General features: G+C 61.9%; 20 protein-coding genes and 2 pseudogenes. 14 read left to right on the forward strand and 8 right to left on the reverse strand.

Features of this window, described 5'->3' with window-relative positions:
- Nucleotides 1-175 precede the first annotated feature (175 nt).
- The 3 genes from ACSW29_RS25505 to ACSW29_RS25515 are packed head-to-tail and all read left to right on the forward strand — an operon-like array spanning nucleotide 176 to nucleotide 4,658.
- Entirely contained in the window at nucleotides 176-1,000 is an 825-nt protein-coding gene (locus tag ACSW29_RS25505; protein WP_448278602.1) for an FAD binding domain-containing protein, read from the forward strand.
- Nucleotides 997-3,690: a molybdopterin-dependent oxidoreductase gene (locus ACSW29_RS25510; RefSeq protein WP_448278603.1), complete on the forward strand. Its 2,694-nt coding sequence runs from the start codon at nucleotides 997-999 to the stop codon at nucleotides 3,688-3,690. Before ACSW29_RS25505 ends, ACSW29_RS25510 begins: the two co-directional genes overlap by 4 nt.
- Nucleotides 3,687-4,658, forward strand: a complete 972-nt coding sequence (locus ACSW29_RS25515; protein ID WP_317828923.1) for an antibiotic biosynthesis monooxygenase — start codon at nucleotides 3,687-3,689, stop codon at nucleotides 4,656-4,658. Before ACSW29_RS25510 ends, ACSW29_RS25515 begins: the two co-directional genes overlap by 4 nt.
- A 179-nt stretch (nucleotides 4,659-4,837) precedes the next feature.
- Here ACSW29_RS25515 and ACSW29_RS25520 read toward each other — a convergent pair whose 3' ends face one another.
- A complete protein-coding gene (locus tag ACSW29_RS25520) occupies nucleotides 4,838-5,254 on the reverse strand; it encodes a universal stress protein (protein ID WP_317828922.1) in 417 nt (138 codons plus the stop codon).
- A 64-nt stretch (nucleotides 5,255-5,318) separates the two neighbouring features.
- Here ACSW29_RS25520 and ACSW29_RS25525 point away from each other — a divergent pair, with 64 nt between their 5' ends.
- The 3 genes from ACSW29_RS25525 (at nucleotide 5,319) to ACSW29_RS25535 (ending at nucleotide 8,283) form a co-directional block, all read left to right on the forward strand.
- A complete protein-coding gene (locus tag ACSW29_RS25525; RefSeq protein WP_317828921.1) occupies nucleotides 5,319-5,639 on the forward strand; it encodes a hypothetical protein in 321 nt (106 codons plus the stop codon).
- A gap of 590 nt (nucleotides 5,640-6,229) precedes the next feature.
- Nucleotides 6,230-7,747: a DUF4389 domain-containing protein gene (locus ACSW29_RS25530; RefSeq protein ID WP_317828920.1), complete on the forward strand. Its 1,518-nt coding sequence runs from the start codon at nucleotides 6,230-6,232 to the stop codon at nucleotides 7,745-7,747.
- Nucleotides 7,747-8,283 carry a flavodoxin domain-containing protein gene (locus ACSW29_RS25535; RefSeq protein ID WP_317828919.1) on the forward strand — a complete coding sequence of 179 codons (537 nt, stop codon included), beginning with the start codon at nucleotides 7,747-7,749 and terminating at the stop codon, nucleotides 8,281-8,283. The genes ACSW29_RS25530 and ACSW29_RS25535 overlap by 1 nt, the downstream gene beginning before the upstream one ends.
- 601 nt (nucleotides 8,284-8,884) lie before the next feature.
- Here the strand turns inward: ACSW29_RS25535 and ACSW29_RS25540 are convergent.
- Nucleotides 8,885-9,349 (reverse strand): GyrI-like domain-containing protein, encoded by a 465-nt coding sequence (locus ACSW29_RS25540; protein WP_317828918.1) that lies wholly within the window; start codon nucleotides 9,347-9,349, stop codon nucleotides 8,885-8,887.
- Between the two features lie 944 nt (nucleotides 9,350-10,293).
- On the opposite strand from ACSW29_RS25540, the gene ACSW29_RS25545 reads away from it, so the two are divergent.
- From ACSW29_RS25545 to ACSW29_RS25560, 4 genes are all read left to right on the forward strand, one after another.
- Nucleotides 10,294-10,887, forward strand: a complete 594-nt coding sequence (locus tag ACSW29_RS25545) for an Rv1733c family protein (RefSeq protein ID WP_448278604.1) — start codon at nucleotides 10,294-10,296, stop codon at nucleotides 10,885-10,887.
- Between the two features lie 529 nt (nucleotides 10,888-11,416).
- Nucleotides 11,417-11,995, forward strand: a complete 579-nt coding sequence (locus ACSW29_RS25550) for a universal stress protein (RefSeq protein ID WP_317828915.1) — start codon at nucleotides 11,417-11,419, stop codon at nucleotides 11,993-11,995.
- A 3-nt stretch (nucleotides 11,996-11,998) separates the two neighbouring features.
- Nucleotides 11,999-12,307: a universal stress protein gene (locus ACSW29_RS25555; protein WP_317828988.1), complete on the forward strand. Its 309-nt coding sequence runs from the start codon at nucleotides 11,999-12,001 to the stop codon at nucleotides 12,305-12,307.
- Nucleotide 12,308: 1 nt separating this feature from the next.
- The gene (locus tag ACSW29_RS25560) at nucleotides 12,309-12,878 is read left to right on the forward strand and encodes a hypothetical protein (RefSeq protein WP_448278605.1); all 570 of its coding nucleotides are present in this window, start codon (nucleotides 12,309-12,311) and stop codon (nucleotides 12,876-12,878) included.
- Between the two features lie 235 nt (nucleotides 12,879-13,113).
- Here the strand turns inward: ACSW29_RS25560 and ACSW29_RS25565 are convergent, their stop codons facing one another.
- A complete protein-coding gene (locus ACSW29_RS25565) occupies nucleotides 13,114-13,308 on the reverse strand; it encodes a hypothetical protein (protein WP_448278606.1) in 195 nt (64 codons plus the stop codon).
- A gap of 208 nt (nucleotides 13,309-13,516) precedes the next feature.
- Here ACSW29_RS25565 and ACSW29_RS25570 point away from each other — a divergent pair.
- From ACSW29_RS25570 to ACSW29_RS25580, 3 genes and pseudogenes are all read left to right on the forward strand, one after another.
- Nucleotides 13,517-14,390 (forward strand): annotated as a pseudogene (locus ACSW29_RS25570) (SPFH domain-containing protein).
- Nucleotides 14,391-14,688: 298 nt separating this feature from the next.
- On the forward strand, nucleotides 14,689-14,952 hold the full coding sequence (locus ACSW29_RS25575) for a three-helix bundle dimerization domain-containing protein (RefSeq protein ID WP_448278607.1): 264 nt from the start codon (nucleotides 14,689-14,691) through the stop codon (nucleotides 14,950-14,952).
- Nucleotides 14,953-15,106: 154 nt separating this feature from the next.
- A complete protein-coding gene (locus ACSW29_RS25580) occupies nucleotides 15,107-15,775 on the forward strand; it encodes a BON domain-containing protein (RefSeq protein WP_448278608.1) in 669 nt (222 codons plus the stop codon).
- 150 nt (nucleotides 15,776-15,925) lie between these two features.
- On the opposite strand, the gene ACSW29_RS25585 is transcribed toward ACSW29_RS25580, so the two are convergent.
- Together ACSW29_RS25585 and ACSW29_RS25590 are read right to left on the reverse strand one after the other, a co-directional pair.
- Nucleotides 15,926-17,620, reverse strand: coding sequence for a GAF domain-containing protein (locus ACSW29_RS25585; RefSeq protein ID WP_448278609.1), 1,695 nt, complete (start codon nucleotides 17,618-17,620; stop codon nucleotides 15,926-15,928).
- Nucleotides 17,617-18,261 carry a response regulator transcription factor gene (locus ACSW29_RS25590; protein ID WP_317829221.1) on the reverse strand — a complete coding sequence of 215 codons (645 nt, stop codon included), beginning with the start codon at nucleotides 18,259-18,261 and terminating at the stop codon, nucleotides 17,617-17,619. The genes ACSW29_RS25585 and ACSW29_RS25590 overlap by 4 nt, the downstream gene beginning before the upstream one ends.
- Before the next feature lie 411 nt (nucleotides 18,262-18,672).
- Here ACSW29_RS25590 and ACSW29_RS25595 point away from each other — a divergent pair, with 411 nt between their 5' ends.
- Entirely contained in the window at nucleotides 18,673-19,647 is a 975-nt protein-coding gene (locus ACSW29_RS25595) for a hypothetical protein (RefSeq protein ID WP_448278610.1), read from the forward strand.
- Between the two features lie 278 nt (nucleotides 19,648-19,925).
- Here the strand turns inward: ACSW29_RS25595 and ACSW29_RS25600 are convergent, their stop codons facing one another.
- From ACSW29_RS25600 to ACSW29_RS25610, 3 genes and pseudogenes are all read right to left on the reverse strand, one after another.
- Nucleotides 19,926-20,798 (reverse strand): universal stress protein, encoded by an 873-nt coding sequence (locus ACSW29_RS25600; RefSeq protein WP_448278611.1) that lies wholly within the window; start codon nucleotides 20,796-20,798, stop codon nucleotides 19,926-19,928.
- A 153-nt stretch (nucleotides 20,799-20,951) separates the two neighbouring features.
- A complete protein-coding gene (locus ACSW29_RS25605; protein WP_317829224.1) occupies nucleotides 20,952-21,848 on the reverse strand; it encodes a universal stress protein in 897 nt (298 codons plus the stop codon).
- A gap of 267 nt (nucleotides 21,849-22,115) precedes the next feature.
- A pseudogene (locus ACSW29_RS25610) lies at nucleotides 22,116-22,827 on the reverse strand (IS6 family transposase).
- Nucleotides 22,828-22,834: the final 7 nt, after the last annotated feature.

The following is a 22,834-nucleotide window of genomic DNA, read 5'->3' on the forward strand; positions in this document are numbered from 1 at the left end:
CCTCTCAAGCAGTCGTACCCAGAATCAGCCAGCACATGCACCGCCCCACCAGTCGATGTCACGTACGTATCGCTCATGTTTCACCTGCCCGATATGCACTAAAAGTGTGAATGTGCCCCGTCACCTCGGTAATGTCCCACTCCGAGACGACACATCCCCCGAGGGGAGCAGGCGCATGGACATCACCACCATTACCGACGTGATACGCCGACCACCGGATCGCCCAGGGGACGTGTGGCGTCCCGGCGACGCCTGGCTCGCGGGGGGAACGTGGCTGTTCTCAGCGGAACAACCCGACACACGTCGACTCGTCGACCTCACCGGGCTCGACTGGACATCACTGGAGGTCAGTGCGACTCATTTCGGTGTCGGAGCTACGTGCACCGTTGCCGAACTGTATGCGTTTGTCCCGCCGGACAATTGGCGTGCGAGTCCACTTATTCGCGTCAGCTGCGAGTACTTCCTCTCGTCTTTCAAGGTGTGGAATTCGGCCACCGTAGGCGGCAACATCTGTATGTCGCTTCCCGCCGGACCGATGATCACCCTGGCAGTTGCACTCGAGGCTACTTTCACACTGTGGGCAACCGCCGGAACAGAGAGGACCGTCGACGCGTGCGACTTCGTGACCGGTGACCACCAGAATGTCCTGGAGCCGGGCGAAGTTCTTCGGAGCATCGAGTTCCCGGTGCACGCGCTCACCAAACGGCACGCCCACCGCCGCTTCAGTCTCACGCACCTCGGCCGTTCGACGATCTTCATGGTCGCGACGCAGACTCCTGGAGCCGACGACTTTCACCTCACCATCACCGCCGGTACTACGCATCCGATCCGGCTTACATTCGACGCGATGCCGGACGAAGACTCTCTGCGACGAGCTGTCGACTCCATTTCGGCCGACAGTTGGTTCGACGATCCCAACGGAACCCCCGACCACCGCCTCCACCTCGCCCGTCACTACGCCGACGAGCTCCGAATCGAACTCACGAGGAGCCAGTCATGAGCTACACGGTGAACGACCGGAAGTTCGACGAGGAACCGTTCCCAGGACAGTGTCTTCGGACGTTTCTTCGGCACCTCGGACACCACGGAGCGAAGAAGGGGTGCGACGGCGGGGACTGCGGGGCCTGCACGGTGTGGCTCGACGGAGCGCCGATACACAGCTGCATCACGCCCGCCTTTCGCGCCGACGGTCGCGCGGTGACCACGATCGAGGGACTCGGTACGCCCGAAGATCTCCATCCGATTCAGCAACAGTTCCGGGATGCACCCGGCTTTCAGTGCGGGTTCTGCACCGCCGGAATGATCATGACCTCCGCGGCGCTCACCGACGCGCAGAAAGAAGACTTGCCGCGAGCGCTCAAGGGAAACCTGTGCCGCTGCACCGGTTACCGATCCATCGAAGACGCGGTCAACGGTGTCGGCGCTGTCGAAGTTGCCCTCCCCGGACAGGCGGTCGGGACCAGCGTCGGGGCGCCGGCGGCCACCGACGTCGTGACCGGCCGAGCCGAATACACTATGGACACCGAGATCGACGGAATGCTGCACCTGAAAGTGCTGCACTCGCCTCACGCCCATGCACGCATCACCTCAATCGACGCCACCGACGCTCTCGCTGTCCCTGGCGTGCATCGCGTTTACACCTGGAAAGACGTGCCGCGCAAGCTCTTTACAACGGCAATTCATACCGACCACCTTGTTGATCCGGACGACACGTACATCCTCGACAACGTCGTGCGGTTCGTGGGTCAGCGTGTGGTGGCCGTCCTCGCCGAGTCCGTCGTCGCCGCGGAAGAAGGCCGCCGGAAGGTGAAGGTCGATTACGAGATCCTGCCTTCCGTGTTCGATCCGGAAGAGGCCATGGCCGACGGCGCTCCAGCCCTGCACGGATCCGACGATCCCTTTGTGCGAGATCCCGAGCACAACATCCTGCTCGAACTTCACGGTCATGTGGGCGACGTAGAGGCCGGGTTCGCCGAGGCCGACGTCATCCACGAAGGCACCTACTTCTCGCCGCGGGTTCAGCACGCGCACCTCGAGACGCACGGTTCGATCTCGTGGATGGAAGACGGACGCCTTCACGTTCGCACAAGTTCGCAGTCCCCCTCCATTGCAAAGGTCAAACTCGCCCATCTCTTCGACCTCCGCCCGGATCAGCTACGTGTGTTCTGCAAACGCGTGGGTGGCGGGTTCGGAGGAAAGCAGGAAGTGATCAGCGAAGATCTGGTGGCGCTCGCCACCCTGGACACCGGCCGTCCCGTCTGTCTCGAGTTCACCCGAGAAGAAGAATTCACCACCGCGTCGCCACGTCATCCGATGAAACTGACGATCAAGCTCGGAGCAAAGTCGGACGGGACTCTCACCGCCCTTCACTACCGAAACGTCTCGAACACCGGTGCATACGGAAATCACGGCGGAGAGACACTCTTTGCCGGCGGCGCGGCAGTCTCTCTCTATCGCTGTGAGAACAAGAAGTTCGATGCGTATTCCGTGTACACCAATAATGTTCCGAGCGGCGCTCTACGTGGGTACGGGATGACGCAACCGGCCTTTGCCGTGGAATCGGCCATGACCGAATTGGCCATCGCGCTGAACATGGATCCGCTCGAACTGCGTCGACGCAATATCGTCCGACCGGGCGATTCGCTCGTCGCACTCGAAGACGGCCCAGACGACGTGATCTTCACCGAAGACGGACTGGGGCAATGCATCGATCTGATCGACGCGGCGTTGAAGCACCATCCGATTCCCTCGCTCGGAGACGATTGGCGGATCGGCACCGGTACCGCCAGTTCACTACATGAAACCGCACCACCCACCGAGCACATTTCCGAGGCCTGGCTCACCCTCGGTGAAGACTGTGTATACGAACTTGCCATCGGCACAGTCGAATTCGGTGAGGGAACTTCTACCGCCCACGTGCAGATCGCCTCGAATCAGCTGGGCACAACACCGTCACGCGTACGAATCATTCAGTCGGACACCGACCGAACCGGTTTCGACACAGGCGCTTTCGCCAGCGCCGGCCTGTTTGTCGCGGGGAACGCGGTACTTCGCGCGTCGAACGCGCTCCGTGATCGATTACTGGCCTTCGCCGCGCACCACACCGGCGTGTCGATTGACCAGTGCTCGATGGACGACGACAAGATCGTCTGCGGGAGTATCCGTGTGACTCTTCAGGAGATACTCGAGGCCGCACGCCCGCGCGGGATCCGATTCACCGAAGCACGGAAAGCTTATGGGTCTCCGCGCAGCGTGGTGTCCAACACTCATGGCTTCCGGATTGCCGTCCATCGCATCACCGGCGAGATCCGCATTCTCTACAGCGTCCAAGCTACCGATGCTGGGGTGATCATCAACCCGGCGCAGGTGCGGGGACAGATCGAAGGTGGCGTCGCCCAGGGCATCGGGTTCGCACTCACCGAAAACTTCTACGTGGATGCGAACGGCGCGATGATGAATCCGAATCTACGTAACTACCGGATCCCGACATATGCAGATATCCCACGCACCGAGGTGATCCTCGTCGAGTCATCAGACTCCGTCGGCCCGCTCCGCTCCAAGGGCATGGCAGAGTGCTGCATCAATCCGGTTGCCCCTGCATTGGCGAACGCACTGCAGGATGCCACCGGGTCACGATTCCGGTCACTACCGCTCACCCCGGAACGCATCTACACAGGCCTGAACAGATGACCGCGAACACGTCGGCGGACAGCGCCGCGACGGTCATCATCGGCCAGCGAGTACATGCCGGACTGGAGAAAGAATTCGAGGTCTGGCAGAAAGACCTCAACCGAGCCGCCGCAGATTACGCAGGCTTCCTCGGGGCAGAAATCGCGGCTCCGACACCCACCCAACCCGATTGGGTGATCGTGTACCGCTTCGACTCCATCGCTCATGTTCAAGCGTGGATCAACAGCGCGACGAGGCAGGGCTACCTCGACAGCGGTCGTCAGTACTTCGACGGCCCGGCCACGCAGCAGGTAGTGAGCGGCGGGATCAAGCCTCCGGACCCACTGCTGACTGTCGTAGTGACGCACCGAGTAGGTGACGACAGCATCGACGAGTTCCTTGCCTGGCAGGACCGCCTTCGCGAGGTGGAGAGTGCTTTCGACGGATTCCGCGGCACCGAACTGTTTCGCCCAGTCGACGGTGTGCAGGACGAGTGGACCCTGCTGTATCGCTTCGACAATGCTGCCCATCTCGATACATGGCTGACTTCCCCTGAGCGACAACAACTCCTCGCCGAGGGCCGCAAGTTCCACGACTTCGAACTGCGAACCGTGGACAATTCGTTCGGCAGTTGGTTTGCCTTCGACGAGAACGGAAACGAGGCCCCTCCACCCTCGGAGACAAAAACCTCGATCGCGGTCTGGGTCGGCCTGTACCCGACTGTCGTCTTGCTTACTTTGGCGCTGTCACCGCTCAAGCTGCCACTCTGGCTGGGATTGTTGATCGGCAACCTGTTGTCGAGCTTCATCATGAGTTTCTTCACGATGCCGTACTACGTGAATCGGCTTCTGCACCGTTGGCTGCGTCCACCTCCGGGGATTCCTGTCGCAAAAACCAACGCGCAAGGGGCGGCAATCGTTGCAGCGGTGACCTTGTTCTGGGTTGTCGTCTTCTATCTGGTGACTACTCAGTTCTGGTCGCTACCGTGAGCAGTGACTTCGCGTTCACCGCCTTCACCACGCGGTGCCCGCCTGAAAGAGCAGAACAGCTCCGCCCCGGGGTGGACTGATGGTGAACTTCGTGGTCATGCTTCATGTCCGGCGCTGCACTGCGCGAGCGAAACGGTTTGTCGACCGCACCTCGCCTCCGCGTCTCCAGCCTGGGCAGATCATCCGCGGACAATCATCAGTGGGCAGTGGGAGGCGTGAAGCAGAGTTCGGATGGTCGATCCGAGAAGGAGCGCCGTGAATCCTCCGCGCCCGCGGCTGCCGGTGACAACAACCCGCGCATGACGGGACAACTCGACGAGTTGGTGCACCGGACGGTCACGAACGACGACCATGTTCACATCCACGTCACGGTACGTCTCGCGCCATCGAGCCAGTCTTTCGGCGAGCACCGACTCTTCCACAGTGGCCATCTCGGCCCAACCTGGATCATCATCCGAATCGGGGGCGAAGACCGCCGTGAGATCGACGTCGCTCCACGCATGCGCGGCGATCAGACTGGTGTGCTGTCCTCGCCCGAGTTGGTTCGACACCAGTCTCTGCCGACGCTCGGCATTCCAGTGAGGGCCAAAGGTCATTAACGAACCCCGGTCCACCCTCTTCCGACCACGACCAGTTCGCGGGGGCGGCACAATTGGCCCCATGCCGGAAGAACCGAAGACATTGCGGGTGGAACTGGAAGAGGTCGGGGCGCGGCACTGGTGGGCTTCGATGTTGGCGACCCTTTCCTCGCAATCAGGGAATGCATACATGCGGTTCGTCGGTGTCGTGGATGGGAAGCCGCGTTATGTCAGCCCCACCTTTCCGACCCCGCGTGGGTGGGGAACCATTGCGCCGCAAGAAGAGTGGGCGCCGGGAATGACAGCGAGCCTGGCCGCGCTTCGGCACGGAATCGAGAACGATGGTTGGCGCCAGAGTGGTCGTGGACACCACCCGTGGTCTCTGACCTACCGGCTTCACTGAGACGAATCACAGGCCATCGCTGCGAGGATCACCTAGTCAGCGAAACAAGGCATCAGCGATCCGCGCGGAAGGACTCGCCGTCCGGGTGTCTCGCCGGTTGCCTATCCTGCCCGTAGCTTCGGGGAATGGTCATGCCCGCGACAATGCGCTAGGTATCGACGGTGACGGCCGAAACCGTAGCCGTCCAGGTTGCCCCACCGTTGCATATGCAATCCGTGCAGGTTGCCGCTGTCGGCGGCCTCAAGGTGGATGGTCTCCTCGTGACCGCTCCCTGTCCAGGTAGCGGTCGTTTCTGTCGGGCACCCGCCCGTTGCTCCGGTCCGCCGACGGGAAGGCGCTCGGCACGCAGATGCTCTGCGGCTAGGCCGTCCGGTTGCGCTTCGAGCGACATTGCGGCCGGTCATGGAAGTGCACATTTCGCGGAGTGTGGAGCCGTCCGGGTGCTTGTCCGGTGACGTCCAGAGTAGGGGCGCAGGACATATTCGGGGCGCCACTCTGCGTTTTCGTCGAACTTGTGGTGACCAATGGCTCTCACGCCGGGGGTCGCGGGCCACCACAGTGGTGTGAAGCACGTGATTCGGAGGCTGACTGTGAAACCGGGAAGAATCGTTGCGCTCGTCATCGGGTGCCTGTGCGCGCTGCTCGGGTTCGCCCTTCTGAGTGCTTCGGTGTTCCTCGGATGGGCGTACTTCACACAGAACGACGAGGGTCATGTCACCTCGCCCGCCCAGAAGTATCAGTCCTCGGCGAATGCCCTGGTCTCGGAGCGAATCGATCTCTTCCAAGAAGCAGACCTTCCCGAGGGCTTCAGCACCGACGACCTCGGCCGAGTGATGCTGCGCGTCACCTCGGACCGACCGAGCAAGGAGATCTTCGTCGGAATCGGCCCGCGCGAGGCGGTAGACGGCTATCTCTCCGGGGTCGCGCATACCGAAGTGACGGAAATCGAATTCGATCCTTTCCAGCCTAGCTACCGTCAGATCACCGGTGACCGGCAGCCGGAATCCCCTTCGGCACAGACGTTCTGGTCCACCTCGGCCACCGGAAACGGTACCCAGGAGGTGCAATGGGGCCTTCAGCGCGGATCGTGGACCGCCGTCGTGATGAACGCGGACGGTAGCCCCAACGTCGCTGTCGATATTCAGGCCGGGGTGCGGCTCGAGGTCCTCGGACCACTAGCACTCGGAGTGCTCCTCGCTGCAGTGGTGACGCTCGCAGTAGGCATACCACTGGTGGTGGTCGGAGCGCTGGGGCTCGGCCGGCACGGGCCACCTCAACCGCACTGGCCGGCAGCGGCGAGTGGACTCGATGCGGGCTATGTCCCCGACGCACCGTCGACTGCCCGCGCACCCGCCCCGTCCGCGCCCTATGCCGCGCACCTACGAGGCGACCTTGATCAACCGCTGTCGCGTTGGTTGTGGCTGGTCAAATGGTTGCTCGCGATTCCGCACTACTTTGTGTTGTTCTTCCTCGGTCTGGGGTTCGTGGTGACAACAGTGGTGGCAGGATTCGCGATTGTGTTCACGGGCCGGTATCCGCGGGGGCTATTCGATTTCAATGTAGGAGTTCTGCGCTGGCTCTGGCGTGTGCAGTTCTACACCTACTCCGCACTGGGCACCGACCGGTATCCGCCGTTCACACTGGCGCGCACCGATTACCCAGCTGACTTCGATGTCGAGTATCCCGAGACACTCTCCCGTTGGCTCGTTCTGGTGAAGTGGTGGCTGCTGGCCATACCGCACTACTTGATACTGGCCGTTCTCGCTGGCGGATGGTTCGGCGGATGGCGATTCGGAGTCACCGGTGACGACGACGGAGTCTCCGGAGTGCCCTGGCTGTTCGGCTCACTGCTCGGCGTTCTCATCCTGATCGCGGCGATCGTCATCCTGTTCACCGGCCGCTACCCGCGCCCACTCTTCGACTTCGTCATGGGTATCAACCGCTGGGTCTACCGCGTCATCGCCTACGCCGCGCTCATGCGCGACGAGTATCCACCTTTCCGATTTGATCAGGGACCCCTCGAACCCTACGACCACACCGATCCACGGGACCGGGCGCCTGACGATCTCGATCTACCGGCCGCCGGCCACCCACGGGGATCGACCTGATGACCACCTTGGTGAGCTACGCGACGGCGAAGGGCTCAACTCGAGGGGTAGCCGAGCGCATCGCCGCGCAGCTCGAATCCCTGGGTGAGACCGTGGACGCACAGTCCTTGCACGCCGTCGCCTCGGTCCAGGAATACGACACCCTGGTTGTCGGAAGTGCTATCCACAGTGGTCAGTGGCTTCCCGAAGCTGTGGACGCCATCGCGCGGCTGCGCCCCCAACTCACCGGCCGGTCCGTGTGGGCATACTCCGTGTCGTCGGTGGGGGTAACCAGCACGATCCTGTCGGACCGGGTGGCGCCGTGTCTTCGCCGGGTTACCCCGGAACCGCGCGTCGTGCAGTTACTGCGGGTGACTGCGGATTTTCGCGGCCACCGCTCCTTCGCCGGCGCCATCGGGCCCGGAGACTGGTCAGGCTTGGCCCGGGTGCTCTTCCGGCTGATGGGCGGACACTACGGCGACGCCCGCGACTGGACGGACATCGACCAGTGGGCAAAGACTATCCACCAGCGGGGCGCCCAGGTACGCGGCGACTGACCGCATGCGAGGCAGCGCCCTTCAATAGCGGCCTCAACGTCCCCGGTCTGTCGTCGACCCGGTGGACCGATCTGTGTGCCGCAGAGGAGGCCTACCGGCATAACCTCCGCCGATCTCGCCACGAAGCTCAGACAACGGATATCGGACGACGCCCCGCAAGGACACGATGCCGCGCCGGTGCTCACCGTAGTGGTGACCAGAGGAATCGTCGAGAGCGTCGCTCTCTGTCTCGTCCGGACCCCTGGACTACGCCGGCTTCCCCGGGCCAATGTGGGCCCGTGGATCGTGGGCACTGTCGTGGTCGTCGTGCTGGCTGGGCTGGGCCAGAGCCTCCGTACCCGGGGGCACCACCGGGTACGGACTTCCACTGCGAGATCTAGCGCTCATCAATTCAAGAAATCTGTCCAAACAGTGTCTGCCCCTCTGTGCGAGCCGCGTACGCGGGAGTCGAACGCAGCGAACACTTTCGATGTAGTCGACGATCGCGGTGTCATCCCGCCCGGCGTTGCAGTCGAATGGTCGAATGCAACGCTGCGCAGGCCGGAGTTCGATGGTCCACCCATACGGCGCGCCCGCCGCCCACCTTTGCGGTAGCAGTGGGTCAGGACTCGTCGATCGGCCAACAGATCCGGGTACGCCACTTCTCAGGATCCGGCTCAGCTTCGGGATCACTCAGGTAGCTTTCCCACATCACCGCACTCGGAATGAGTCGGGCATCCGCACAATAGCGCTCCAGTTCGGCGTAGGTTCGCGCCATAGCGTCGTACGGTCCGACGTGGACTGCCTCGACGGCCTTGCCACCAGGCAACGCCCCTGGAACAACATTGCCGACTGGTGTGATTGCGACTGAAACGGGGAAGCCAGCCTCCACGTCGACCACGTCGGTCGGTCGACCGAAATACTTTCCGAACGGCGGGCCGCTTGGGTGCACACCCCGAGCATGAAGGGCGGCCAACGTACCTGCGAATGCTCGCGAAAAGAATTCGGACAGCTCGGAAAGCGGTACCTGTTCTCTGATGCCGGCGGTCGGCTGAACTGAGTTCTCGACAATACGAATGGTCGTCATGATGCAACATTCATCGCACATGCACGCGCTGGATAGAGTCGAACGTCATACCCCGACCCACCACCGGTGTCGGTGAATCGCAGTCGAGACGTGTGCTGGCCGGTCGACACCGCATTCACGAGAAATTGATGCCACCGAAGAATAACCACCAAAGGCCGGACATCCTGGCAGGTGTTACTTCTTGGTATCGAACGGCGCCAACCCCCGATTCATACCATTCATGCTGTTACGGTTGAAGATGTGCAGGCAGGCATGAAGATTGGCTTCGCACGGACCGTGGGTCATCGATGTTGTGTGCTCAACGCCGATGACGTTCGACCGCCCCGGCTCGATCATGCAGGGTCGGGGCTCCGGCGGCTTCGCTGTTGAACGACCAAAGCTGATCGAATTTTATGCGGAGCCCTTCCGTCAGTAAAGATCTACCACTCATCAAGTTCAAGAAATCCTGTCGAACAATATTCGCTGTCTGTCCGAATCGAACCGCGGGAGTCGAACGCGGCCACTGTGCATCTACCGATACTCACCTGTCGTTCTCGTTCCGCCCACTTCAGGATCGGCGCAGCACTACACCGCGGCCCGGCCGACGCACCTGTCGCACCATCCGCGTCCGGCGACGTACGCAGACTCAGCGGGTCGTGCCCCTGCCTGCCTTCGCTGCCGTCCTTTCCTCGCTGCCATCCTCTGCATCGTGATCGCAATCGTCGGGACCAACCCCAGCGGAGGGCACCACGTTCCAGCACGGTCGCCCGTCACATAGCACCCGCACTGGGTGATGGATGGGACGCTGCCGAACGCACATGCCCCCACTCCTGGGGTGAATAAACCGCCCTCGAACGGGTAGGCAATCGAGAAGGCGACATACACCGAACACGGCCCCGCGGATGTTCTCTCATCGGCCGCCCCCCGAAATGCTCTGAACCACAACGCCGGAGAGGGCCGCCAGCATGCGCGATCGCGGAATTCACGGGACATCTCGACCCAGACGTATATGGCGGTGCGCACCGTGGTCCACCAATTCGTTGATGCGCACCTCGGACCGATTCTTAGCCGCGCTGGCGATCTCGGCCGTCGTCGCCGCGCTCATGGCGATACCTCTCGCGGCGACCGTAGGAACATCGGTCTACGCCTCGGATCGAGAACGAAGCGAACAGCAACACAACACCTACGACCGCTGGAACGCAACGGTCACGACCTCATCACCGGCAAATCCTGCCACCAAGGACATCCAGACTGGTCAGAAGGTTGTCACCTGGGCCATGAACGGGACCGAGCGCACCGAACCGCTGATCGATCACTTCAGCGCCCGTCCCGGAGAGACGATCACGGTATGGACCAACAGCGACGGTGAACAAGTCAGAGCGCCGATGGAGACATCCCTCGCCGCCGTCGACGGCATCGCTGCTGCCGTCTTACTCTGCTGCGCAACGATATTCGGACTCTTCCTTACGGTGAGAATTGCGCAGGCGTGGATTACGCACCGGAATCTGAACACCTGGGAAAAGGAATGGCGTGACATCGTCACACCACACCCGTCATAACAACGTGCACCTTGATCTGAATCGACCACACCATCCCCACCGTTACCGGTTCTCTCACCAACTGCCCCTGTCAGGACGACGCTATTCCACACGTCGCAGATTGGCAGCGCACCGCAGGTGGCGCGCAGGCGGAGGTGGGGCGAGGTACGCGTTCACGATACTCACATCTCACACCGACGACTCCCGATACGCGTGCCTGGAATTCCCGGGAGCCGGAAGATTCTGAGGCGGGCCGCCGGTACGGCGACCGCGCACTGATGCTCGGAACGCTCTCGATACTGCTGATCTGGACCTTCGGCGCCGGTCTACTACTGGGCTACGCCGCACTCATCACCTGGGGGAATCGCGACCAACAGCCGCGGCAAACACCGAACCCACACCACCGACACCCAAGTACACGCTCGAATCAGATTCTCCGAAGCTGACTTTCGCCTCTGACACCCGGCACAGCCCTCCCCGCAGGATAGAAGGGAGGCTGGGTGTTGAAAGTCCGCTACGTGCCGCGCCCTGTGGACGATCGGAGAAAATCGTGAGGATCAACCCACCCGTTGCCGTCGGCGTCGACGGAACCCCACAATCCGATCACGCCGTGTGGTGGGCTGCACGCGAAGCCGACCTACGTGATGCGCCACTGCTTCTGGTCACTGCATTCTTCACACCCACCACCTACGGAATTCCCTTCGGAATGCCAGCCGTCTTCTTCGACGACCAAGAAGCCATCGCGGATCAAAGACTGACGCAGGCGACAAGGATCGCGGAGGACGCCGTCGACGGGCGCCCACTCGAGAAACACAACGAATTACGCACCGACCTCCCGATACCCGTGCTACGCCGCGCATCACAGACGGCGGGGATCCTCGTTCTCGGATCCCGCGGGCACGGAGAATTCACCGGCAGCATCGAAGGCTCGGTGAGTTCCGCTCTCGCAGTCCACTCACAGTGCCCGGTGATCGTCGCCGGGGAGTCGGGCGAGAACTCTCAAACCCACACCCACCGCCCGATCCTGGTCGGAGTCGACGGAACCGAGCACAGCCGCCTCGCCACCGAAGCAGCGTTCGAGGAAGCATCCCTGCGCGGGGTCGACCTCGTCGCGGTGCACGCTTGGTAGGACATCGCCCTCGCCGTCGTCTTCTCCGCCTTCCGCAACTCCGACTGGAACGAACGGCAAGACGATCAACGTGATCATCTGGCCGACAGTCTCCGGGACTTCCACGACCGATACCCCGACGTCACAGTGCATCCCGTCCTGGCGAAGGATCAACCTGGAAAACATCTCACCGAGTACTCCCGACGCGCACAGTTGGTGGTGCTCGGCCGTCGAGGCCGCGGCGGCTTCAGCGGCATGCTCCTCGGGAACACCTGCTGCGAAGTCCTGCACACCGCTCACTGCCCCGTCATGATCGTCAACAGCGACCGATGACATGACCGACCACGAGAACGGTCGCTGTCGCAGCGCATGGAGAACATTCGAGCCGATCCACATCGACGGACCGGCAAGTCCACACCCGCCGCGCTGCGAACTGGTCGTCGGACTCGACGCACACCCCGGGATACATCCCGCACTGCCGTACGCGATCGCGTTCGCCCGACAACTCGACGCCGGACTGCACGTCGTCCACAGCATCGACCCCGCCGACTACCCGATCGAACCGGACTCCCCGCACCACGAACAGGAATTCGCCGACACACTCGAATCCGAGTGCACCGAACCCGCGCCGCACTCGCACCATTCACCGGGTCCTGGTCCTGGTCCTACGACCTCACCGGCGAAGACCCCACACACAACTACTGGCCACTATCGCCAACGCCTGCGACGCCATGATGATCGTCATCGGAACACCGCACCGAGGACTCACTTCGATCTTCGAACGCCTCTCCCGAAACTCCGTCGCTACCCACCTGATTCACCACACCCATCGCCCGCTACCGACGCCGCCGGAACCACCAGCCGGCCGCACTCCCTGGCGACACCACCAACCCCCGCACACTGAACGCCGCACGAATACCGAGAGGAATCGCACTACACCGAATAACACTGCGACACAGGAAAAGAGAAGCACTCCCGTGCAACAGGCACCCCTATTCGTCACCGAGACGTCGCGGACTCGCGCGCATTTCGGGCCCTCTGTGTTTCCCGGTTCCGAGCCTCAATTGATTCACCACAATCCGGTGAAATCCCGATCTCTGCTGCGGCAGTAGCTGGCAATCCGCTCCTGCGCGAGGCGTTCACTCATCTCCGGCATCGACGCGAACGACACCCCCCGACAAGTCGGCAATACAGCCGTCGAGGACGATTTCAGTCCCACGCTCCGAGAACCTTCCCGCGAACTCCACCGTCAAGCGCGCTAACGTCTCTGCGTACGGATCCGGCTGCATGCCATGACCGCTCGCGCGATGACTCGGAGTATGGGTGGTGGTCATGGGTTTTCCTCATCGCTGGCATATCGTCGTTCTTCACGCATGGACACCACGGCGATGGCTATCCGGGCGATGAACGGGTGTGATCGTTCCAGTGTGCTCGGCTGCTGCCGGTGTCGAGTAGGGCCGAAAGACTGCTACGTTCACATCTGTCGCCACCGTTGTGAGCACAGTGAGGAGTACCGTCGAAAGTATCGGCGACGGTGCGGTCATGACCGCCGTGGTCATCATCGCGTCGATCGTCGTCGTGGTCCTCGGCGCTCTCGCAATGTCCATTCGCGTCGTCACCCAATACGAACGCGGGGTGCTGCTGCGGTTCGGCAAAGTCCAAAATGTTCGGACGCCCGGCCTGACCGTGATCATCCCCCTCGTCGACCGCCTCACTCGCGTATCACTGCGCATCGTGACAATGGATCCAATCCCAGGGAATCATCACCCGTGACAACGTCAGCGTCGACATCGCCGCCGTCGCCTACTTCCGAGTTGTCGACGCCGTGAAATCCGTTGTCGCCATCGAAAATGTCGATACAGCGATCAACCAGATCGCACAAACCACCCTTCGCAACATCGTCGGCCAACACAGCCTCGACCAAGCGCTCTCCGAAACCGACACCATCAACGCCGACATCCGCAAGATCCTCGACGTCGCAACACTCGAATGGGGCGTCGAAGTAACACTCGTCGAGCTCAAAGACATCCAACTACCCGACAGCATGAAACGCGCCATGGCCCGCGAAGCGGAATCTGAACGCGAAAAGAGAGCGAAAATTATTGCCGCAGAAGGTGAATCCCTGGCAGCAGCAGCCCTCGGAGACGCATCCGACACGATGATGGCGCACCCCCTGGCGCTACAGCTCCGCAATCTGCAAACCCTCGTCGAACTCGGAGTCGAGAAAAACACCACCATCGTCTTCCCTGCACCCCTGATGAGCGCAATCGGAGAACTCGGCAACTTCCTCGCCCAGGAAACCCGAGCCACCACCGACCTCGGCCGCACCACGCAAACACCCGCTCCCCACCCCACGCCGCCCGCACCAGCGTCCCTCGCGAACAACGGAACACCACTCCCGATTCCCACCACCTGACACACAACACACACCGGCACGAACTTTGTCTAGCGTGCACCCAGCTCCCATACTTGTAAACGAAAGCACTGTCGGACAGTCAAATTCACTAATTCGACTACCGGTAGTCGAACGCCGTTCCCGTTGAGCACACAAGACGAGGGCCCCGATAGCCGTGCGGAGTCGACTCCTCGAGATGACCGCAAGCGAAGGGTGGTTGAACAGAGGGAACCACGCCGAGATTGCGTACTGATTCCCGCATAGCCGCCTCTGGCGAAATCGATAGATATTTAACGGTATTCGGTGGAGAGTCAAAGAGATGACCCCCGCCGACGAAGAACGTCACCTGGTTCGGATCACTGAGCGACTGCGCATGAGGTTCCCGCATGCGCCCACTGAAGCAATCGACAGTTCGGTGGCATACGCATACGCACGTTTCGACGACGCACCGATCAGAGACTACATACCCGTGCTTGTCGAACGCCGAGCACGCGAACAGCTCCAAGAGCTCGCAGCGCGTGCAGCGACGCGGTTCCTCACCGATACGATCAAATGGAAAGCTGGAAACCTGTTTTGCGGGTAACTGTTATCGCACCCACATCTACCGGGGTCTTCTCGCACGCCTGAGCCCCTGAAGGTTTCGCGATAGAGGCCGAATGCCTCTACGCGATATCTCCCGACGTCGTCACTGTGAAGGAAGCACGAATCCGATCACTTCGATGGAAGGACAAATCGCGATGAGCCCCGCACCATCGATCAGCAGCGACCACAACATCCAGGCCGCCGTCCAAGACGAGCTCTCCTGGACCCCAGAGGTGGACTCCGCCGGCATCGGCGTGGCAGTCGACGACGGCACCGTTTCCCTCTCCGGTGAAGTCGACAAATACTCCACACGCCTGGCCGCCACACGCGCCGCACTACGAGTTCGCGGAGTCACCGCAGTGGTCGACGACCTCTCGATACATCCGAACGCCACACAGTCCGTCTCCGAAACCGACATCGCCAAAGCCGTCGAACACGCCCTGACATGGGCCTCCAACATCCCCAACACCGTCAAAGCGAAGATCGACAACCACAATGTCACCCTGCAAGGTGAAGTGATCTGGGACTTTCAACGCCAAGCCGCCAAGCGGGCCGTCGAACATCTGCGCGGCGTCAACTCCGTCGCCAACACCATCACCATCACCGCACGACCGTCCGCCCCCGATGCCGAACATCGCATCACGCAGGCACTGGTCCGCAACGCACAACTGGACGCGACAGCCATCGAGGCCACCGTCTCCGGAAACACGGTCACACTCACCGGCACCGTGCGCTCGTGGGCGGAAAAGCATCAAGCCGAGCTGGCAGCATGGGGATCACCGCACGTGACCGAGGTCAACAACCAGATCACCATCCGCCTCTGAACACCCCCACCCGACACCTGCCCCTGACGCACAGGGGAACATGCCCACATAGCCGCACAACTCACTGCACGCGGGCCGAGGCCACCCACGCACAGTTCGCGGTATCGGAACGGGGCCGATTTTGGGTGAGCGTCGTTTTCGCTGTCGTTGTTACGGCAGAGGAACAGTCCACACCAACGAAGTGCCGCCTGTGGGGGCCTTTCCCACAGTCAGGGAACCTCCGCATTCGAGGGCGCGACTACGGAGGTTGTCGAGTCCGCTCGAGGCGACCGAGTCGGCGATGCCGATGCCGTCGTCGCTGATGTCGATACGAATGTCATCGGCGATAGAGAGTGCGATTTGCACGGTCTGTGCGTATGCATGGCGAACGGCGTTGCTCACGCCTTCCCGGATGACGGCCACAGCATGATCGGCCAGACTTTGGTCGATGACCGACAGCGGACCGTGCACACGAATGGTGGTACGTACGGACGAATCGGCGGAGATTTCGTCGACGGCATCGTGGATTCTCGCTCGCAACGCCGACTCCGAGAGAGTACCGCCCTGCAGATCGAAGATGGCGTTGCGAACATCTTGGACAACATCTTGAAGATCGTCGATTGTGGCCGCCAGACGGGCCTTCGTGACCACTGAAGTTTGCTGCTGCGCTGTCACCTGCAGTGAGAGACCGGCGGCGAAGATACGTTGAATCACACTGTCGTGCAGGTCTCGTGCGATCCGGTCACGGTCTTTGAGCACATCGAGTTCACGTAGCTTCCGTGCCGCGTGTGCCAACTGAAGCGCGACAGCTGCCTGATCGGCGAAAGTGGTCAGGAAAGCAAGTTGATGTTCGCTGAACGGTTCGGTGTCGTGCTCACGCAGCGCCACCAGCACACCCGAGACGGAGTCCGGTGTCCGCAGCGGAGACACCAGCGCCGGCCCGTAACGCACACGAGAGCCTCGATTGACGTCGAACTCGAGGTGCTCACCGCGGGTGGACGTACGCGTACGGAAGGATGTGCCGATCGCCGAGCCGACCACCGGTATCAGGAGCCCGACGATTTCCTCCGGCGAATTGCCGTCCGCGACGGTGACGACCAAGTCGGAGTCAGGCCGCAGCGCATCGACCGGTTCGGCAATGAACGTGCGGTCAGCACCGGTGAGTTGACGAGTTTGCCACGCGATCAGGTGTAGCACGTCCTCGACGGCAACTCCCGAGAGCAGGGCTTCACCTATTTCACGGATAGCCTCGAGCCAGAGTTGCCGCGAACGAGATTCCTCGAACAGTCGCGCGTTCTCGATCGCGACTCCGGCAGCCGAGGCCAGCACTTCGACCACAGCCTGATCATCCTCCGAGAAAGAGCCTCCCCCATGTTTTTCGGTGAGGTAGAGGTTCCCGAACACGGTCTCCCCCACCCGGACAGCCACGCCGAGAAAGGAGTTCATCGGCGGATGATGCGGCGGGAACCCCACGGAGGAAGGATGCGAAGACAGCGTCGTCAGTCGCAAGGGCTGCGAACCGGTCACGATGGATCCGAGAAGCCCACGACCGGTCGGCAGCGGGCCGATGCGGGCCCGAGTGAGTTCGTCGATGCCCTCGTAGACGAACTGGGTGAGCTGCCCGTCATGCCCGCGGACCCCCAACGCGCCGTAGCTGGCACCGACAAGGTCGATGGCGGCATGCACGATCGAGCGCAGCGTCTGTTCCAGATCCAGACCGGAGCCGACGACCAGCATCGCCTTCAGGAGCCCGCTGGTCCCCCCTCTCGTCTCGGCGCTTCTACGTTCGATCCGGTCATCGACAGGCTCAGAGCACGGTCGAGACGCGGGGTCTTCCGCATCCGCTGACGCGTCGGGCGCGATCATCGGCGCTCCAACTCGAGTTCGTGTTTCGATGCGAACACCGCTGCTTGGGTTCGACGCTCCAAACCCAACTTGGCCAGCAACCGCGACACGTAATTCTTGACCGTCTTTTCGGCCAGAAACATCCGCCCCGCGATCTGACGATTGGTCAGACCTTCGCCCAACAGCGCGAGGAGTGTGCATTCCTGATCAGTCAGTGCATTCAACTCACCACCCACTTCATCGGCGGCCCGGAGTTTGCTCATCAGAGCAGCGGCAGCGCGATTGTCCAACAACGACTTACCGTTGCCGACGTCCTTGACAGCCTTCGCCAGCGCCATGCCCGTGATGTCTTTGACGATGTAGCCGTGCGCGCCGGCATGAATCGCATCCAGCATCGCTTTGTCTTCGGTGAACGAGGTGAGAATCAGACACTTGACTTCCGGCAGCGTCGCATTCAGCTTCTTGCACAACTCGATACCGTCACCGTCTGGTAACCGCACATCCAGCACCGCCACGTTCGGCCTCAACGCCGGGATACGAGCGAGAGCGTGTGAACACGTCCCTGCCTCACCGATCACGGTCAGATCCGGATCGTTGTCGAGCAAATCGACAAGGCCACGCCTGACCACTTCGTGGTCGTCGACGAGAAACACTGAGATCACAACTGTTCTCCTCTTCCCCGCCTCTCATCAGCCTACGGATCTTTCACCGAAATCAGCCCCCTAGCGCCGACTTTTCGAGGTCTTTCGCCTCTAACTACTACGGGTTTTCGCGAGATTGGGGCCGACAGGACGCGTCGGCGACGACCCAATTCAGGCACAACAACTCACTCGACCCTGTCCCAAGGTCCTGACACAAGGAGCGAATGCTGGGCAGAGTGAGTACATGGACACAAGTGATTTCGATTGGAATCGCACCCTGTGCCAGCAGTGGGAATTCCACTGAAACCATCAGGTCAAGGCTCGGCTCGACGGTCTCACCGATGACGAGTACTTCTGGTCCCCGGTACCCACTGCCTGGAGTGTCCTTCCTCGCGGCCGATCGCCCTTGCATGCAACCCCTAGGCTGGTTGCGTGGGCACAGACGCGGAAAATCAGAGCGCCGACGTCGTGCGGTGGCTTCTGGACGGAGACGTCTCAGTACAGTTTCAGACCTATCGCGATCTACTGGACGAAGCTCGTCCCGACTTGCAGTCCCGAATCGCAACGGAGGGCGCCGGTGCAATGATTCTCCTGGCCGGAGATCGTGGAGGTTGGGGGCGTGGTTTCTACGAGCCGAAGTGGACCTGCACTCACTACTCGTTGTTGGAGCTGCGCGACCTCGCCATTTGCCAGGGTGAGCCGATGTGCACCGACGCTGTGGCAACTGCGCTGAGGGCGCACATAGGTGAGGATGGTGGGTTCAACCCCGCGGACTCGGTCAAGGAATCCGACGTCTGTATGAACGGGATGTTTCTCGCATACGCAAGCTACTTAGGAGCCGACGCCCTCGCGTTGCACAGCGTGGTGGATTTCTTGCTGAACCAGCAACTGAGCCCCGGCGGCTTCAACTGCCGATTCAACCGATCGGGTGCGAAAACGGCATCCGTCCACAGCACGACAAGCGTCATCGACGGATTCGCCGAGTACCTTCTCCGTGGTTTCTCGTATCGAAACGAAGATGTCCGTGCTGCGATTGACATGGCGGCAGAAGTGATGCTTGACAGACGCCTGTACCAGCGGCGCACGGATGGTGAGCCAATTCGTGCGGAGTTCACGCGTTTCCACGTACCTCCTCGATGGCACTTCGACGTGCTCCGCGGTCTTGACGTGCTCCACAGTGCGGGTGTCACTCACGACCCACGACTCACCGACGCACTCGATATCGTTCGGAAGCGACGTCGGGCCGATGGCCGCTGGGTAGGTTCTGCCCAGTACCCAGGCAAGACACACATCACCTATCCACGCGCTGGGACGCCGAACCGCGGGGTTACCCTGCGCGCCTTACGCGTGCTTCGCCACTTCGCGACCCTAGGAGAGTCTGAGCGCCCGGACCAGGATCCGCAATGAACTCATATATCGCCATGACAGCAGGAAACCGGCCACCGTTTCGTAGGAACCGTATGCCTGACCCGAGGATTCGACGTGGTCAACATCGACCGTGGCAAGCCCCAAACAACCACGCCGACCATCGCCTCCTGGCTCGGGAGCCAGGAGGTAGGCGGAGACACCAGTCGCTCATATTTCTATGTGAGTGCGCCCGCCACGCATATGCAGCGAATAGCTCGAACCCTGCCGCGGCATCGCCCTCGCGAGTGTTTCCCGTTTGGCATGCCGATCCCGCACGCTCATCGGCCGATGGGGGTCTCCCATGTGCTCGGAACCACCATGACCGGCCGATGGCAACGGTGCAAGGTAGCCATAGCGACACTGCCGAGCAGAATTTCTCGGATGGCGGAGCGTCCGCGGGACCCGACGACAACGACGGCAGCGTCATGGGCATTCGCTACAGCAACAAGGGCATCGGCGACGCCCCGCCCGTGGAGCGCAGGACCACGTTCGCTATCGCCGCGTAAGACTTTTCGGCCATCCACGCTCATCGGGGTTGCCGGCGTCGTGGCACCCTCATCGATACAGACCGGCAGCACTTCACGGTCTGGGAACAGATGTGTGGTTGCTGCGATGGCTGTTTCGGCGCCGGCAGACCCGTCCCAACCCACAACTACGGGCCCACCCTTTAACGCATCATGCTCGAAGGCCAGCACCGGGTAAGGGACAACAACGACAGGCCGGGCGGAGTAGTGCACCACCATGTCGGAGACGCTGCCGAGGACGGCGTGGGTGCCACCGAGCCCGCGAGATCCGACGAGGACGAGGTCCGCATGGAGTTCCTCGGCGCTCTTGGCGATCGACATGCCTTCCGTACCCCAGGTCTGTTTCAGCAGCGGTTCGGCGTCCCAACCGGCCGCGCGAGCGAGCGTGACCCCCATCGCCACGAGCCGTTCGGCTTCGCGTCGGCCCTCTCGCTCCACCATCGCGGTCAACTCGTCGGTGTTACGGGCGCGGGCGAGGAGCCGCCGCCGAATCGTGGCGTTCGCGAACGGTGGGGTCCACAGATGTGTGATCCACCCGTGCGCTGCGGGAAACAGCGCCGCCCCGGCATCGATCGCTGCGCTCGCCCTCAGCGAACCGTCATATCCCACAATCGCGCTCACCGACATGGCAATCCCTCCTTCATAGCTTGATGCTGCATGTGGACGACAGACATTCGAATATTCGTTCCGTCCCATCCCCGCTTGCGGGTTCAAGGCACCGGGTGGCGCACCCCCAGCGCACGATGAGCACGGTCGCTGTCGTCGTTCGGGGAGGGCGTATCAACTGCGGACAATCATCAGTGGACAGTGCGACGCGTGGAGCAGAGCACGGCTTGTCGACCCGAGCAGGAGCGCAGTGAATCCTCCTCGGCCTCGGCTGCCGGTGACCACCAGCTGCGCATGATGTGACAGCTCAGCGAGGTGGTGCACCGGACGATCACGAACAACGACTTTCCTCACCGGCACGTCGGGATATGTTTCGTGCCAGCCGGCCAAACACTCGGACAGCACCGCTTCTTCCGCGGTAGCGATTTCGGCCCAACCGAGATCGCGGTCGCTCACATCGGTTGCGAAGACCGTGGTGAGGTCGGAATCGCTCCATGCATGCACCGCAACGAGATCCGTGTGCCGGATCCGAGCTTCTTCGAACGCTGTGCCGAGCGCCGCTTCGCTTCGCGGGGAACCATCGACTCCCACAACGACAGGTCCGCCGAGATCGGCGTCGAACGAATCCGGCATTCCCCGGACCACCACGACCGGACACTGTGCATGGGCAGCCACGGCCGTGCTCACCGAGCCGATGAGGCCACCGGTGAACTCGCCGAGTCCGCGAGACCCGACGACGAGCATGCGAGCTGTCTTCGCCAACTCGAGCAATACCGCGGCCGGTGTCCCTGTGAGTAGCGTCGTACGGACCATCAGAGGAGCGCCGTCGGCGACTTTCGAGGCGATCTCAGCCGCGAGCTCGAGCCGCTGCTTACCCATCGCTTCAAGATCTGTGAAAGCCCCCGCAGACAGATTGATCGCATCACCGAAAGTGCCCGAGCGCGCGATGACCGACGTTGCCACCAACAGCGGGACGGCACGGAGTGCAGCCTCGCGTGCCGCCCATCGAACCGCATCGAGGCCCGATTTCGAACCGTCGACTCCGACAACGACGGGATCATCGACGTGCATGGGGGACTCCTCTGCTGGTTCGTCCTGGCGATCTCCAGTGTCGAGCTGGCCGGCCGGTGCCGCTAGAGCCGAACGGCCCGACACGAGATGCAGCCACGATCCGTCCCCGGCTTCGACGCGTGCCTCTACGCATGGATCGCGGTCAAGCAGTTCTTGCCTGACGACCCCCCTCCATGCCCGACCGGCAGTGTCACGTTGATTGAAAAGTTTAGCGGCACAGTTGATTGTTGAGATGTTGCTACGGAACACCCTCGGGTAGTTCTCCTTTCATGCAGCAATATCGGTCGTGGTGACTTCCCGCCGGACCGCGAAGCGGCCGGCCATCTCGGTACGCCACTCGGGTGCCGGGATTCTGTGCCGGTGGGGTCGGAGATGAGGTGAGATGCCGTCGAAGGCAGACAGGAATCGTTGCGCGTGCCCGGGCGATGTGAAGCGTTCCATCGCATGTTCTCGCTGCCTGGCGGGTTGACGCGAGTTCTGGGCTCGATTGTTCAAGTACTTCGACCGGCGATGCTCGATCGAGGCCAGCATCTCGGGTGCGCCACCTGGTAGCCGGCGAGATTGTCGGTGACGATCACACGCGGCACATACTCCAAACTTTTGAGTAGTCGGCGGAAGAATCGCTTGGCGGCGTTCCCGTTTCGCCGCGACTGGATCAACACGTCGAGTACGTTGCCGTGCTGGTCGACCGCGCGCCAGAGATAGTGTTGCCGGCCATTGATCCGGATGAAGACCTCGTCGAGATACCACTTGTCACCGGTCCGGGCACGCCGTCGGCGCAGCTGGTCGGCGTAGGCCTGCCCGAACTTGGCGCACCACCGCCGAATCGTCTCGTAGCTGACCACCACACCGCCTTCGAGCAGCAGTTCCTCGACCTCACGGAAACTGAGTGGGAACCGGAAGTACAGCCACACACAGTCGTTGATGACCTCGACCGCGAAGCGGTGACCTTCTTGTACGACAAAACCGCAGTGGTCATTCTACAT

It is taken from the genome of Rhodococcus sp. GB-02 (genome assembly GCF_053470465.1).